Origin of the sequence: Blautia sp. AF14-40 (genome assembly GCF_003479665.1) — a bacterium.
GTDB classification, from domain to species: domain Bacteria; phylum Bacillota; class Clostridia; order Lachnospirales; family Lachnospiraceae; genus Fusicatenibacter; species Fusicatenibacter saccharivorans.
Genome location: NZ_QUHK01000003.1, coordinates 164226 through 178608, shown reverse-complemented (window position 1 = coordinate 178608; position 14383 = coordinate 164226). Strand labels below are relative to the sequence as shown.

At 49.1% G+C, this 14383-nt stretch carries 14 protein-coding genes; 9 read left to right on the top strand and 5 right to left on the bottom strand.

What is annotated here, in order from left to right:
* Positions 1-112: 112 nt before the first annotated feature.
* The 3 genes from tnpC to tnpA all read right to left on the bottom strand — a co-directional run bounded on the left by tnpC (position 113) and on the right by tnpA (position 2224).
* Positions 113-1270, bottom strand: a complete 1158-nt coding sequence (gene tnpC / locus DWW13_RS04000; protein ID WP_243026000.1) for an IS66 family transposase — start codon at positions 1268-1270, stop codon at positions 113-115.
* Between the two features lie 208 nt (positions 1271-1478).
* Positions 1479-1820, bottom strand: a complete 342-nt coding sequence (gene tnpB / locus DWW13_RS03995; protein ID WP_118719335.1) for an IS66 family insertion sequence element accessory protein TnpB — start codon at positions 1818-1820, stop codon at positions 1479-1481.
* Positions 1814-2224: an IS66 family insertion sequence element accessory protein TnpA gene (gene tnpA / locus DWW13_RS03990; protein ID WP_226906301.1), complete on the bottom strand. Its 411-nt coding sequence runs from the start codon at positions 2222-2224 to the stop codon at positions 1814-1816. Before tnpA ends, tnpB begins: the two co-directional genes overlap by 7 nt.
* A gap of 280 nt (positions 2225-2504) precedes the next feature.
* Between tnpA and DWW13_RS03985 the strand changes: the two genes are divergently transcribed.
* The 7 genes from DWW13_RS03985 (at position 2505) to DWW13_RS03955 (ending at position 10211) form a co-directional block, all read left to right on the top strand.
* Complete coding sequence (locus DWW13_RS03985; protein WP_118719333.1) at positions 2505-4283, top strand: phosphotransferase; 1779 nt, start codon at positions 2505-2507, stop codon at positions 4281-4283.
* Positions 4271-5002 (top strand): NTP transferase domain-containing protein, encoded by a 732-nt coding sequence (locus tag DWW13_RS03980; protein WP_118719331.1) that lies wholly within the window; start codon positions 4271-4273, stop codon positions 5000-5002. Before DWW13_RS03985 ends, DWW13_RS03980 begins: the two co-directional genes overlap by 13 nt.
* Positions 4992-6527, top strand: a complete 1536-nt coding sequence (locus tag DWW13_RS03975; RefSeq protein WP_118719329.1) for a BCCT family transporter — start codon at positions 4992-4994, stop codon at positions 6525-6527. The genes DWW13_RS03980 and DWW13_RS03975 overlap by 11 nt, the downstream gene beginning before the upstream one ends.
* 77 nt (positions 6528-6604) lie before the next feature.
* Entirely contained in the window at positions 6605-8041 is a 1437-nt protein-coding gene (locus DWW13_RS03970; RefSeq protein ID WP_118719327.1) for a lipopolysaccharide biosynthesis protein, read from the top strand.
* Between the two features lie 138 nt (positions 8042-8179).
* Positions 8180-9379 (top strand): ATP-binding protein, encoded by a 1200-nt coding sequence (locus DWW13_RS03965; RefSeq protein ID WP_117760621.1) that lies wholly within the window; start codon positions 8180-8182, stop codon positions 9377-9379.
* Entirely contained in the window at positions 9379-9633 is a 255-nt protein-coding gene (locus DWW13_RS03960) for a helix-turn-helix domain-containing protein (RefSeq protein WP_022462342.1), read from the top strand. The genes DWW13_RS03965 and DWW13_RS03960 overlap by 1 nt, the downstream gene beginning before the upstream one ends.
* Before the next feature lie 5 nt (positions 9634-9638).
* Positions 9639-10211 (top strand): VanZ family protein, encoded by a 573-nt coding sequence (locus DWW13_RS03955; protein WP_118719325.1) that lies wholly within the window; start codon positions 9639-9641, stop codon positions 10209-10211.
* A 233-nt stretch (positions 10212-10444) separates the two neighbouring features.
* Here the strand turns inward: DWW13_RS03955 and DWW13_RS03950 are convergent, their stop codons facing one another.
* On the bottom strand, positions 10445-11332 hold the full coding sequence (locus tag DWW13_RS03950; RefSeq protein WP_118719323.1) for a DegV family protein: 888 nt from the start codon (positions 11330-11332) through the stop codon (positions 10445-10447).
* 206 nt (positions 11333-11538) lie between these two features.
* On the opposite strand from DWW13_RS03950, the gene udp reads away from it, so the two are divergent.
* Together udp and DWW13_RS03940 are read left to right on the top strand one after the other, a co-directional pair.
* Entirely contained in the window at positions 11539-12315 is a 777-nt protein-coding gene (gene udp, locus DWW13_RS03945; RefSeq protein ID WP_055220432.1) for a uridine phosphorylase, read from the top strand.
* Between the two features lie 27 nt (positions 12316-12342).
* Positions 12343-12774, top strand: coding sequence for a cytidine deaminase (locus DWW13_RS03940; protein WP_117760908.1), 432 nt, complete (start codon positions 12343-12345; stop codon positions 12772-12774).
* Positions 12775-12860: 86 nt separating this feature from the next.
* Here DWW13_RS03940 and DWW13_RS03935 read toward each other — a convergent pair whose 3' ends face one another.
* On the bottom strand, positions 12861-14321 hold the full coding sequence (locus DWW13_RS03935) for a DUF1846 domain-containing protein (RefSeq protein ID WP_117802108.1): 1461 nt from the start codon (positions 14319-14321) through the stop codon (positions 12861-12863).
* Between the last annotated feature and the right edge of the window lie 62 nt (positions 14322-14383).

Here is a 14383-nt window from a genome sequence, read left to right as displayed (position 1 = left end):
AATCATAGTCAGTTAAAAAAGTTAAGTACTAAACTTTTTTGACTATGTTATTTTGTTGAGTATGATTATGGCATAACTTGAAGTGAATAAAAAGGTACTCGTATTCTACCGTTTACGGTTTTTCCTTCTCGAGACGCAGTTGTTTCCGCTTTTCATAATTACCGGGATACTTTTTGTTGATGGAGTCTTCCATGGCAAACAACCGATTGCAGTACTGGACTCCCTGTACTGCAGGCTGGCTGTAGTCATACTGCTTCCCTTTGGGAACAGCGTCGATAAAGTATCGGCGGATATGTGCCCAACAGGAGCAGCGCCTGATCCCAGGCAGACTGTTATAACCCTGATAGCCGTCCGTTTCCAGATATCCGCTGTAGCCTTCCAGAAACTCCTTTGCATGGCTGCCGCCCCTGTTCGGGGAATAGCCATACAGGATGATCCCCGCAAGTCCGTCCTCACCGCTTCGGAACAGCCACATGAATGACTGGGTCTGTGCCCTGCGTCCTTCCTCTTTTAATACCTGGACCCGCGTCTCATCTGCCATCGCAAAACTACGTTTCAGCAGCTCCCGATGAAAGTAATCGTACATTGGCTGAAAATAGTTCTGTGAACAGTAGATGACCCAGTTGGCAAGGGTGGTCCGGCTGATCTGCGCCCCATACTGCTTCCAGTCCTTTTCCTGCCGGTAAAGTGGAAGCCCGTTGGCATATTTCTGGTACATAGTCCATGCAGCGGCAGATGCTGATGCAGGTCCTTTTCCAAGCAGAGCCGGCGGAACCTGAGACTTTACAATCACAGGCTTTTCTGTATCGCCGAGTCCTTCCTTGCAGGAGGGGCATCCGTAGCTCTGGCTGTAGTATTCGATCACTTTACAGGTGGCAGGAATAAATTCCAGTTCCCGGCGGACATATTCCTCGCCGATCAGGACCATCTGCATACCACATACCGGACAGATCTGATCCTCTTCCGGAAGTGGAACCACTACTTTTTCAACTTTCAAGCCTTTGAAGAGTTCCTCATGTGCTGCCTTCTTTTTACGGGTATGCTCCCGGATTACCGTTTCGCCTTCCAACAGGGAGGGATCCTGTTCCACTTCTGCTTCATCGAAGAGATTCTGCTGTCCCGGAATGTCATCAGATCTTCTCTCGCTGGAGGAACCAAAGAGTTTTTTTGTCAGATAATCTACCTGTTCCTGAAGAGCTTTCTCATGACTGGTTTTTTCGTCAATAATAAGACGGAGAGCTTTGATCAGTTCCGTCTGCTCCGCTATCATTGTTTTCAGTTGTGATACGGTATCTTTCAGCTCTCAAGGCTGGATATCTTTTGCACTGGAAGCCATCGTTTCTCTCCTCGGATTTGATTCCTTTATTATACCAGAAATGGGATTTTTACTAAAGGAAAACAACGCCTGAAAAATGCCGAATTTACAAGGGATTTCCGAATTTTTCTATGCAGGATTTCTGCCAGGATCCACGAGCTTTTTATTCTGCTTTGAGGGCTTTTGGCTGGTCAATATCAATCCCGGACATCAGCCAGTCAAACTCCCTCCAGGAAAGATTCCGGACCTCTGACTGCTTTCTGGACCATTGATAACCGCCGCGGACAGACAATCGCTTATAGATCAGAACGAAGCCATCCGGTTCGCGGAACAAGGCTTTGATCCTGTCCCGTCTTCTTCCACAGAAAAGGAAGAGAGCACTGGACGACGGATCCATCTTAAGCTGGTCTTCGATAACGGTGCAGAGTCCGTCAATAGATTTCCTTATATCCGTGTAGCCACAGACAATGTAGATCTTCTCAAGTCCGGAAACATCACCTAACATGAAAACTCCTGAAGCATGCGAAAAGTCCTGGTGAGCAGAACAGGATCCGCATCATTGCTGATGCGGACTGTGATATCCTTCATAGAAACTTCAATCGTATGTGAATTGTCAAGGTTCGAATTTAGCATCTGCGATGCGGTATGCTGTTCCGGACTGTGATCCGGAACAATGTCAATGGGAACCACGTCCTGTTTCGGGCGTGGAACCTCAAGATGACCATAATTCGCCGCTGGGATCTGATCCGCTGCTGTTTTCCGACAACGGCTGACCCAGTTGTAAAAGGTGCTTACTGCAATGTCGTTTTCACGACACCAGTCAGCATCTGTCATGCCGCTCTGACGGCATTCATTGATAAGTCTGATCTGTTCCACCATCGGAACGCGGGTCTTGCGAGTACCTGCCATAACCTATCCTCCATAATTGTAGTGAAATAATCTAAGTATCTATCAGCTGCAATTATAGGGGAAATCTAAGGATTTGAAAATCCGCAGGAATACTTGGCGCTTACGCTGCTTCTGCAGCCATGCTATTTTTCATTCGGTTTCTGTGGTTTTCGTATATTTTCTTGCAAATTCGGAACCTTTTTCTTATGTACAAAAAATAAAAGAAAAAAAGATTGAAAAAGCTATAAAGTTATAGTATAATCGAAAACAAAAGTTCATGAAAAATGAAAGAAGGAAGTATATGAACAACTCGAAACAAGATATATTGAACAACCTGATAAAAGAACCCTTCATCAATCAGCGTATCCTTGCCGCGCAGACCGGCCATTCGCTTGGTATTGTTAATCGTTCAATTAAGGAGCTGATTTCAGAAGGTTACCTGGATGAAGAGATCCGTCCGACAGAAAAGGCACTGCGTGAAGCAAAAGAAAAAGCGCCGAAAAACGCCATTATTCTTGCCGCCGGATTTGGTATGCGGATGGTTCCGATTAATACAGAGACACCGAAAGGACTTCTGGAAATCAAAGGAGAGCGGCTGATTGAGTGCACAATCCGTCAGCTTCATGAAGTCGGCATTACAGAGATTTACGTCGTTGTCGGATTTATGAAAGAGCAGTATGAATATTTGATCGATGAATACGGCGTAGACCTGATCGTTGCTCCGGATTATGCGTCGAAAAACAATCTGCATTCCCTGAAAACGGCGGCAGACCATTTATCAAACAGCTACATCATTCCCTGTGATATCTGGTGTGAAAAGAATCCATACAGCAGAAACGAATTATACTCCTGGTACATGGTCAGTGATCTGGTGGATGATGACAGTACCGTCCGCGTAAACCGGAAGCAGGAGCTGGTCGTACAGAAAGAGCAGGCAGGCGGAAACGCCATGATCGGTATCTGTTATCTATTGGAAGCGGAAGCAGCGGTCGTGCGGGAGCGTCTGGAAGAACTGGGAAGAGATTCCCGATACGATGGAGCGTTCTGGGAGGAAACCTTATATCAGAAAGACAGAATGATTGTGACAGCACGCGTTGTACATGCCGCAGATGCTGTAGAAATCAACACATACGAGCAGCTGCGCGAGATCGACAGCGATTCCAGCCAGCTGCAGACGGATGCCATTCAGGTGATCTGTGAAGCACTTGGAGCACAGCAGGACGAAGTAACAAACATTACAGTTCTGAAAAAGGGAATGACAAATCGATCCTTTTTATTCTCCTGCAAAGATAAAAAATACATTATGCGTATCCCGGGAGAGGGAACAGATCAGCTGATCAACCGCCGCCAGGAAGCAGCCGTCTATCAGACGATCGCCGGACGGAAGATCTGCGATGAGATTGCCTATATTAATCCGGAGAACGGCTATAAAATCACAGAATATCTCGACGGTGCGAGGGTCTGCGATGCAGAAAAGGAAGAAGATCTTCAGAAATGCATGAAGAAACTGCGGGAGTTTCACGGGCAGAAATTAAGAGTAGACCATTCCTTCGACCTGTTCGGACAGATGGAATACTATGAAAGCCTCTGGGAAGGAACTCCGTCAGCATATAAAGATTACGAAAAGACGAAAGCGCATGTGCTTCAGTTAAAGGATTACATCGAAGCAAATGCCGGAGAGCGGGTGCTCACCCACATTGATGCCGTGCCGGACAATTTTCTGTTTGTGGAAGAAAACGGAAAAGAGGAGATCCGCCTGATCGACTGGGAATACGCCGGAATGCAGGATCCGCATGTGGATATCGCAATGTTCTGTATCTATTCTCTCTACCAAAAAGAGCAGGTGGATCATCTGATTGATCTTTATTTTGAAGGAAACTGTGACGACAGAACACGCATAAAAATCTACTGCTACATCGCGGTCTGCGGTCTGCTCTGGAGCAACTGGTGCGAGTACAAACGGAATTTAGGCGTAGAATTCGGAGAGTATTCTCTGCGGCAGTACCGTTACGCAAAAGATTATTACAAAATTGTCCAGCAGGAACTGGGAGAGGAAGAAAAAGAAACATGTACAAAGTAGAGCGTGCCATTATTATGGCAGCAGGTCTGGGAAACCGGATGAAGCCGGTGACATTAAAAACGCCGAAGCCGCTGGTCCGGGTAAACGGTGTGCGGATGATTGATACCGTCATCGACGGGCTGCATAAAAACGGAATTACAGAGATTTACGTGGTAGTCGGTTACCTCAAAGAACAGTTCCAGACACTGGAAGAGGAGTACCCGGGTCTGAAGCTGATCGACAATCCGTGGTACGATACCTGCAACAACATCGCATCGCTGTATGTGGCGCGGGAACATCTGGAAAATGCGATTATTCTTGACGGTGACCAGATCATCTATCATCCGGAAATTCTGGCACCGGAGTTTGAGCGATCCGGTTACAACAGCGTGTGGACCGATGATGAGACCGACGAGTGGCTGCAGACCGTGGAAAACGGCATTGTGACAGGCTGCAGCAGAACCGGCGGAAAGGGCGGATGGCAGCTATACAGCATTTCCCGATGGACAGCAGAAGATGGAAAGCGGCTGAAAGGCCATCTGGAGCAGGAGTTTGAAGTAAAGAAAAACCGTCAGATTTACTGGGACGATGTGGCAATGTTCTGTTACCCGAAAGAGTATCAGCTTGGCATCCGGCCAATGAAGGCAGAGGATATCATAGAAGTAGACAATTTCAGAGAGCTTGTTGCACTCGATGCATCGTATGCGGATTACGCAGAAAGGGAAGAAAATGAACAGTAAAAACCAACAGAAGAAAAAAGAAATCGACTGGATGATCACGCTGGTGCCTTTGGCGCTGATCGTTGCTCTATGTATCGTATTTTTCTTTGCACCGGAGCAGTCGAATCAGGTACTTGGCCAGATTCGATTTCTGTTTGGAGACACCTTTGGAACGTATTACCTGGTCATCGGACTTGGCATTTTCTTTCTGTCTCTGTTTCTGGCAGGCTCCAAATACGGAAATATTGTGCTTGGAAAGCCGGATGAGAAGCCAAAATATTCCTTTTTTGCATGGGGATGCATGATGTTTACCTGTGGTCTGGCAGCAGATATTCTGTTTTATTCGTTCTCTGAGTGGATTTTGTACGCAACAGATCCTCACATCGCAGAACTTGGCAGCATTCAGGACTGGGCAGGCGTATTTCCACTGTTTCACTGGAGCTTTATCCCGTGGGGATTCTATCTGGTACTGGCTGTTGCGTTTGGCTTTATGCTTCATGTAAGAAAACGAAACCGTCAGAAATACAGCGAGGCGTGCCGTCCGATTCTGGGAAAACAGACAGATGGAATTGGCGGCCGTCTGATTGACCTTCTGGCTGTCTTTGCACTGCTGGCCGGAACTGCTACCACTTTTAGTGTGGCAACTCCTCTGATGGCGGAAATCATCGGCGAGCTGTTCCATATGGAAGTCAGCAGAACTGTGATTAATATTATCATTCTTCTGATCACCTGCTGTGTTTATACCTATTCTCTTCTGCATGGATTCAAAGGAATCAGCATTCTGGCCAAGGTGTGCATTTATCTGTTTTTTGGACTCCTTGCCTTCGTCCTGCTGTTTGGGGGAGAGACGCGGTATATTATTGAAACTGGATTTTCTTCTCTTGGAAAAATGATTCAGAACTTTATCGGCTTATCAACGTATACGGACCCGATGCGTACGACAAACTTCCCACAGAACTGGACCATTTATTACTGGGCATACTGGATGGTATGGTGTGTGGCAGCACCGTTCTTCATTGGCAGCATTTCCCGTGGAAGAACCGTGCGCCAGACGATTCTCGGCGGATACGGTTTTGGTGTGGGTTCCACGCTTGTCAGCTTTATTATTCTTGGAAATTATTCGATGGGAAAGCAGATTTCAGGTGCAATTGATTTCATTTCGCAGTATAATGAAAATGGAGATTTATATCATCTGATTGTGTCGATGATCAAAACCATGCCGTGTGCACCGCTGATTATGGTTGTTGTATTAGTTACGATGGTTGCATTTTATGCGACATCGTTCGACTCGATCGCATTGACAGCATCGTGCTACAGCTACCGGAAACTGGAAGACGGCGAAGAGCCGGCAAAAGGAATTCAGCTGATGTGGTGTATTCTGCTGATCCTGCTTCCGATTGCACTTCTCTTCGCAGAGAGTTCCATGAACAGTCTGCAGTCCGTCAGTATTGTAGCGGCATTTCCGATCGGCATTGTGATCGTAATGATTGCGGTCAGCTTCTTAAAAGATGCAAAACAGTATTTAGAAGAACTGCAGGGGGGTTAATGGATCTTTCTCTTGCGCTCCATCCCCTTTTGTGTTACCATAAAACACGCAAATAACCCAAACAGCAAGGAGATTACATGAACATTACCTCAAAATACCGTTCTCTCTCCGTTCAGGCGAAGGCGGCGCTTTGGTTTACGATCTGCAGTTTCTTACAGAAAGGCATTTCGTTCATCACAGTTCCGATTTTCACGCGTCTGATGAGTACCGAGGAGTACGGAACCTATACGGTTTATCTGTCCTGGCTGCAGATTTTGACGATTATGACATCGCTGTATTTATTTAATGGTGTTTATGACAATGCGATGGCAAAGTACGAGAAGCAGCGGGATGAATATACATCTGCAATGCAGGGACTGACGCTTGTGATTACGGGTGCGGTTTTTGCATTGTATTGTTTTACATCGGGTTTCTGGGAGAAGATTTTAAATCTGCCGAAATCCATGATTCTGCTGATGTTTCTGGAAGCGCTGCTGAGTCCGGCGCTTTCCTACTGGTCGGGGCGGCAGCGGTTTGAGTATCGGTACCGGATTCTGGTCTGTGTGACGATTCTGCAGGCGCTGATGAACCCGATTGCGAGCCTGGTGCTGATCCGCATGAATGGCGGTACGGCCATGATGCGGATCTTAGGTATCGTCGGGGTGCAGGTCTGCATCTGTGTGCCGATTATTGTGTTCCAGTTCTGCAAAGGAAAAGAGTTTTTTTCGAAAGAATACTGGGGCTATGCGCTGCGGATCGGGATTCCGATTGTGCCGCATTATCTGTCCGGCATTATCCTGAACCAGGGCGACCGCATCATGATCGACAAGATGGTCGGAAAGACGGAGGTTGCGCTGTACGGACTGGCGTACAGCATTGGTATGCTGGTGCAGCTTTTCATCAGCGGTATGAACAGTGCATTGACACCGTGGATGTACAGCAAAATCAAAAAGGGCGACATCCGTTCAATGCGGAAGGTGCTGCAGCTTCTTAGTGTTGTAGTGGTCGGCATAGCCGTGGCGCTGATGCTGATCAGCCCGGAGCTGGTGCTGATTTTCGGATCACCGAAGTACCGCGAGGCGGTGTACGTCATTCCGCCGGTGGCAGCGAGTGTGTTCTTTATCTTCATTTATAATATTCTCTCGATGCCGCAGTTTTATTATGAAAAAACACAGTTTCTGATGGCTGCATCCATGGCGGCGGCTGGAGCGAATGTGGTGCTGAACTTTATTTTTATCCGCCTGTTCGGTTACATCGCGGCCGGTTACACGACGCTGGCATGCTATATGCTGTATTCGGTCGGCCATTATATTGTGAGCAAACGGATTCTGGTGAACGAAGGAATCCAGGAAAATCTGATGAGTCCAGGATTTCTTGTGGCGTGCTCCGTTTTTCTGATTGGAGCAAGCATCATCTGCAATCTGATTTTCCCGTACAGAATCCTGCGTTACGCGATTCTGCTCGCAAGTGCAGGGCTGGTCTTCTGGAAGAAAGAACTTCTGCTGAAGACGATGGCGGATATTCGGAAAAAATAAAAAAGTGGGGGAGGATTTGAAACGAATGTTCAGAGACTCCCCGTTTTTGCGCGTTTTTTCTTGACAGTCACAGAAAAAACGATACAATGAAAGAATGAAGAAAAGTAAGGCATTTTAAATTAGAAAAGGAAAAATTACATGAGCACCAGTATTTCAATAAAAGAACTAAAAGAGCTCGATCCGTCAAGCTATCAGATCGTCGATATCCGCGATGCGGTAGAGATCTCCCACGGCGCGATTCCGGGAGCGCTTGTGATGAAGACAGAAGAAATCGAGACAAGTGATGCGATTGACCGGAGCAAAAAGACGATTATCTGCTGCAGCCGCGGCCGGTTCAGTGTCGCAGCGGCGGAAGAATTACAGGAGAAGGGCTGGGACGCTGTGAGCCTGGAGGGCGGTTACATCGCCTGGCTGATGGATGTGATGAGCGCGCCGGAGGAGCAGGACAAGGCGGCAGACGTGGAGAAGAGTCTCCGCAAAAAATTCAAAAAGTCGATCTGGTCCAAATTTACGAAAGCGATCAATACGTACGAGCTGGTAAAACCGGGCGACAAAATTGCTGTCTGTATTTCCGGCGGAAAAGATTCGATGCTGATGGCGAAATGCTTTCAGGAGTTAAAGCTTCACAATAAATTTGATTTCGAAGTAAAATTCGTTGTCATGGATCCGGGATACAGCCCGGAGAACCGCAAAGTGATCGAGGACAACGCAAAGAGCCTCCACATTCCGATCACCATTTTCGAGACAGACATTTTCGATTCGGTCTACCATGTGGAAAATTCCCCGTGTTATCTCTGCGCGAGAATGCGCCGCGGCCATCTGTATCATTTTGCACAGCAGCTCGGCTGCAACAAGATTGCACTCGGCCATCATTACGATGATGTCATTGAGACAATCCTCATGGGAATGCTCTACGGTGCGCAGGTGCAGACGATGATGCCGAAGCTTCACAGCATCCACTTCGAGGGCATGGAGCTGATCCGCCCGCTGTATCTGGTGCGCGAGGATGATATCAAGGCGTGGAGAGATTATAACGGTCTGCATTTCATCCAGTGTGCCTGCAAGTTTACCGATACCTGCACGACCTGCAATAACGAGGAGAATCGTTCGAAACGCGTGGAGATCAAGGAACTGATCAAAAACCTGAAAAAGGTGAATCCGTTCGTGGAGAGCAATATTTTCCGCAGTGTCGAAAATGTCAACATTGACACCGTGGTCGGCTACAAGCAGCACGGCATCCGCCACAATTTCCTGGAAGGATACGACGACAATCCGGGTTATGTGCCGGAGGCAGAAAAAGCAGCGGCGGAAACGGAGCAGGAAAAAGAAGGAAAGTAATGCACAGAAAAATAGAAGAAACGCCGGAGCGGGAGAAAATGCTGATCCGGCTGAAAGAGCTCCGTCTGGAACGCGGTTACTCGATGACACAGGCAGCGCGGAAGATTTTCAGTCACCCGGACACCTACAACCGGTATGAAAAAGGCATCCGTGAGATTCCGTTGGACTGTCTGATTACGCTGGCAAAGCTGTATGACTGCAGTCTCGATTATCTCGCGGGTGTTTCCGATCAGCCGCGAAAATACGGAAGGTGATGTAAATGGCAATTCCTCTTTATCTGACAACGATTGAACAGGATATTTTTGATACATTCCGGTATCTGCCGCATGCGGTTGCAGTCGGTGTCGGCTTTGTGACGGTTGCGGCGGCGTGGAAAAACCGGCAGATGATAAAGAAACAAAAACGGCTGGAGCATGCGCATGCGGTTCCTGGCACCCAGCTTCTGCTGTGGTTTCTGGTAGTAGTCTATTTTGCGATGATGTTTTCTATTACGCTGTTTTCCAGAGAACCGGGTTCGAGAACGGGCGTGGATGTGAAGCTGTTTGAAACCTGGGGAAACCAGCGGCTGCCGGACCGGTATTTTGTGGAAAATATTCTGCTGTTTCTCCCGTTCGGCGTATTGCTGCCGGCGGCGGTTCCGTCTCTTCGGAAAGGATGGTGCTGCGTCTATGCGGCGTTTTCCACAAGCATGATGCTGGAAACAGTGCAGCTCTTAACAGAGCGCGGCTACTGCCAGTTAGATGATGTTGTGACGAATACGCTTGGAGCAGCCATCGGGTATCTGGTGTTTGCACTGGTGCGGAAATGTTGGAGAGGGAAGATAGAAGAATAGAAGGAAAACAAGAAGGCTCTGCCCAAATGGACAGAGCTTTTTTCTTCCCTGTTTTTATAGCAAGACCCGAAAATAATGCAAAAAATTCAGCACCGCAGAGCGTGAATTACTGCGTCACAGATTTTCGTCGTACCCCGGTACGCCTTCAAATCTGTTCCTTGCAATTCGCGCTCTGCAGCACTGCCTTTTTTGCATTATTTTCGGGTCTTGCTATAGATGGAAGTGCAGGAGAGTTAATCCACCCGTTCTTTCCCCCAGAAAAACAATGCAACGGTTCCCGGCCCTGTGTGGCTGCCGATGGTGGTTCCGATGCTGTTGATCTCGACTTTTCCGTTCAGATTGGGAAAGCGTTCCTCGACAAGATCCGCAACGGCCCGCGCATCGTCGTAGCAGGCGGACTGGGAAATGTAGCATTTGCCGGAGTAGGAGAGGCCGCCCTCGGCGTTTTCTTCCATCTGGTCGACGATTTTTTTGATGACTTTTTTCTTCGTACGGATTTTGAAACGCGGAATCAGCCGTCCTTCGTTGTCCATGTTGAGCAGCGGGCAGATGCCGAGGAGGCCGCCGATTGCGCCGGAGGCTTTGGAGATGCGGCCGCCGCGCACGTAAAAGGTGAGGTCCGTGGAGAAGAACCAGTGATGGACTTTGAGGCGGTTTTTCATCGCAAAATCGTAAACCTCTTCCAGCGGTTTTCCTTCATCGCGCAGGTCGGCAAGGCGGTCCATCAGAAGACCGTAGCCGGAGGAAGCGCCGAGGGAATCCACGATGAGGATTTTCCGTTCCGGGTAGCGCTCTTCAAGGTCGGCTTTGGCGATCATCGCAGAATTCAGGACACCGGAAATGCCGGAGGAGAGGCAGACGTGGAGAATGTCTTTGCCGTCCTGCAGGAATGTTTCAAAATAGGCTTCAAATTCATCGGCATTCACCTGGGATGTTTTCGTGGAAGCGCCGGCGGCCATGGCGGCATAGAACTGATCGAACGGCATGGATTTGCCGAGATCGTCCGCGTACTCGGTGTCATTTAATTTGTAATGGAAACAGATGTATGAGATTTCCCGTTTGGAGAAATGCTCTTCGGTAAGGTCTGCCGTAGAGCAGCAGCTAATGACATAGGAACTCATAAAATAATCCCTCCTCGTAAAAATGAAAGTAAGAACTCTGGTTTCTGTGCCTATTGTAGCATCCCGAATGGGAAAAGGCAACTGCGGAACGTGATTATATCCGTAATGAAAGGGAAAGCGAAATGGTGTCAAGCCTTGTATTTGCGGTGCGGCCTGTGGTAAAATAGAACTATGAGAATACGAAAATACAAAGGAGGTTTTTGCATATGCAGAATTATTCAGGAGAAGAAGGGCTGCAGTATCATCTGCAGATCCGAAAAGGCGATGTGGGACGGTACGTGATTCTGCCGGGAGATCCCAAACGGTGTAAAAAAATTGCAGCTTACTTTGAGAACCCGGTGCTCGTCGCAGACAGCCGGGAATTTGTGACTTATACGGGTACTTTGGACGGTGTAAAGGTTTCCGTTACATCTACCGGCATCGGCGGTCCGTCGGCTTCCATCGCGATGGAAGAGCTGATCCAGTGCGGCGCCGATACGTTTATCCGCGTCGGAACATGCGGCGGTATGGCACTCGATGTAGAGGGCGGCGATATCGTGGTGGCAACGGGAGCGATCCGTGCGGAGGGAACGTCAAAGGAATACGCACCGATCGAGTTCCCGGCAGTCGCAGACCTTACCGTGACGAATGCGCTGGTGCAGGCGGCAAAGAATCTTGGGAAAAAATGGCATGCGGGCGTGGTACAGTGCAAGGATTCCTTTTACGGCCAGCACGACCCGGAGCAGATGCCGGTCGGCGATGAGCTGCTGAAAAAATGGGATGCATGGATGAAGCTTGGATGCAAAGCGTCAGAGATGGAATCGGCGGCACTCTTTATCGTGGCAAGTGCCCGCGGCGTCCGTGCCGGATCGGATTTTCTTGTGATGGGAAATCAGGAGAGAGTGAAACGCGGCATGGAGAACCACATTACGCACGATACGGAAGGTGCGATCCAGGTAGCCATCGAGGCACTGCGGATTCTGATCCGGGAAGATCAGAAATAAGAAAGAAAAAATAAGGGGATACTGGATATGAAACAGGAAATTAGTACAGAAATAAAACAGGAGCTGGTAAAACAGGCTCTGGCAGCGCGGAAATTTGCGTATGTGCCGTATTCGAAATTCCGCGTAGGCGCGGCGGTTCTGGCAAAGAATGGAGCGATTTATACCGGTTGCAACATTGAAAATGCGGCGTATACACCGACAAACTGCGCGGAGCGCACCGCGGTCTTCAAAGCCGTATCCGAGGGCATAACGGAATTTGACGCGATCGCCGTCTGCGGCGGCCCGGGAGAGGCAGAGCCGGAGGATTTCTGCACACCGTGCGGTGTCTGCCGTCAGGTGCTGCGGGAATTCGTTGATCCGAACGAATTTCTCGTCCTTCTCTGCAAGGGCGACGGTTCCTGGAAAGAAATGACACTCGAGGAGCTGCTGCCGATGGGATTTGGAAAAGAAAATTTATAAACAGAAGCCGGAAAAGAAAAAATCCAGGGCAGGTACGGAAAGTACCGTATGCCCTGGATTTTTTATGTCCAAGATATAAAAATTATTTACTGAAATTTCGGCTCACAGGTCAGATCGCATCCCAGACGCTGGAACATTTTGCGGTCCACATCGGAGAGCATAACGCTGGAGTGCACCTGGCAGCCCTTTAACTGCGGCAGGCAGGAGAGTGCTTTCTGTGCATCCTCGCTCTGTGCAGCAGTAGCAGACAGCGCGATCAGAACCTCGTCGGTATGAAGACGCGGGTTCTTGCTTCCGAGGTACTTGGTTTTCAGGGTCTGGATCGGAGCAATGGATTCCGGTGAGAGAACATGTACGTCATGGTCGATGCCGGAGAGCTCTTTTAACGCATTCAGCAGAAGCGCTGCACTCGATCCAAGCAGATCGCCGGTCTTTCCGGTGATGACGCGTCCGTCCGGCAGTTCCATGGCAGCAGCCGGTGCACCGGTCGCCTCGGCACGGACGAGAGCCGGGGAAACGGTGGTGCGGTCTGCGGCAACGATGTTTTCCTGTTTCATCAGAAGCTCGATCTTGTAAGCCTCGGTCTCGGAGCGGGAGCCGTCTGCGATACCGTCCACAGCAGTGTAGTAGCGGCGGATGATCTCCTGACGGGAAGCCTCGCGGCATGCCTCATCATCAATGATACAGTTTCCGGCCATGTTGACGCCCATGTCAGTCGGGGATTTGTATGGGCTCTCGCCGAAGATCTGCTGGAAGATCGCACGCAGAACCGGGAAAATCTCGACATCACGGTTGTAGTTGACGGTTGTCACGCCGTATGCCTCGAGGTGGAACGGGTCGATCATGTTGACATCGTTCAGATCGGCGGTAGCAGCCTCGTAAGCCAGGTTGACCGGGTGTTTCAGCGGCAGATTCCAGATAGGGAAGGTCTCGTATTTTGCATAACCGGCGTTTACACCGCGTTTGTGCTCATGGTAGAGCTGGGAAAGGCAGGTTGCCATCTTTCCGCTTCCCGGTCCCGGTGCGGTAACGACAACGAGCGGACGGGTTGTCTCGATGTACTCGTTCTTTCCGTATCCCTCATCGCTCACGATCAGCGGCACATTATGCGGGTAGCCCGGAATCGTGTAGTGAATGTAAACCGGGATGCCGAGCTTCTGCAGTCTCTTCTTGAAAGCGTCTGCACTGTGCTGTCCGGAATACTGCGTGATGACAACACTGCCGACATAGAGGCCGCGTCCGCGGAACTCATCAATCAGACGGAGCACGTCGCTGTCATAGGTGATGCCGAGGTCGCCTCGGATTTTGTTTTTCTCAATATCGGCTGCGGAAATCGCCATTACGATCTCAGCCTGGTCGGAGAGCTGCATCAGCATGCGCAGTTTGGCATCCGGTGCAAAGCCCGGAAGAACGCGGGATGCGTGGAAATCGTCGAACAGCTTTCCGCCGAATTCCAGATACAGCTTGTTGTCAAACTGGTTGATGCGGTCGCGGATATGCTCAGACTGCATTTTCAGGTACTTCTCATTGTCAAATCCAATCTTCATGGTATTTTTCTCCCTTTTTATCCATGGTGTCTGTTAAAAACAACTATTTTCATTTTACTATA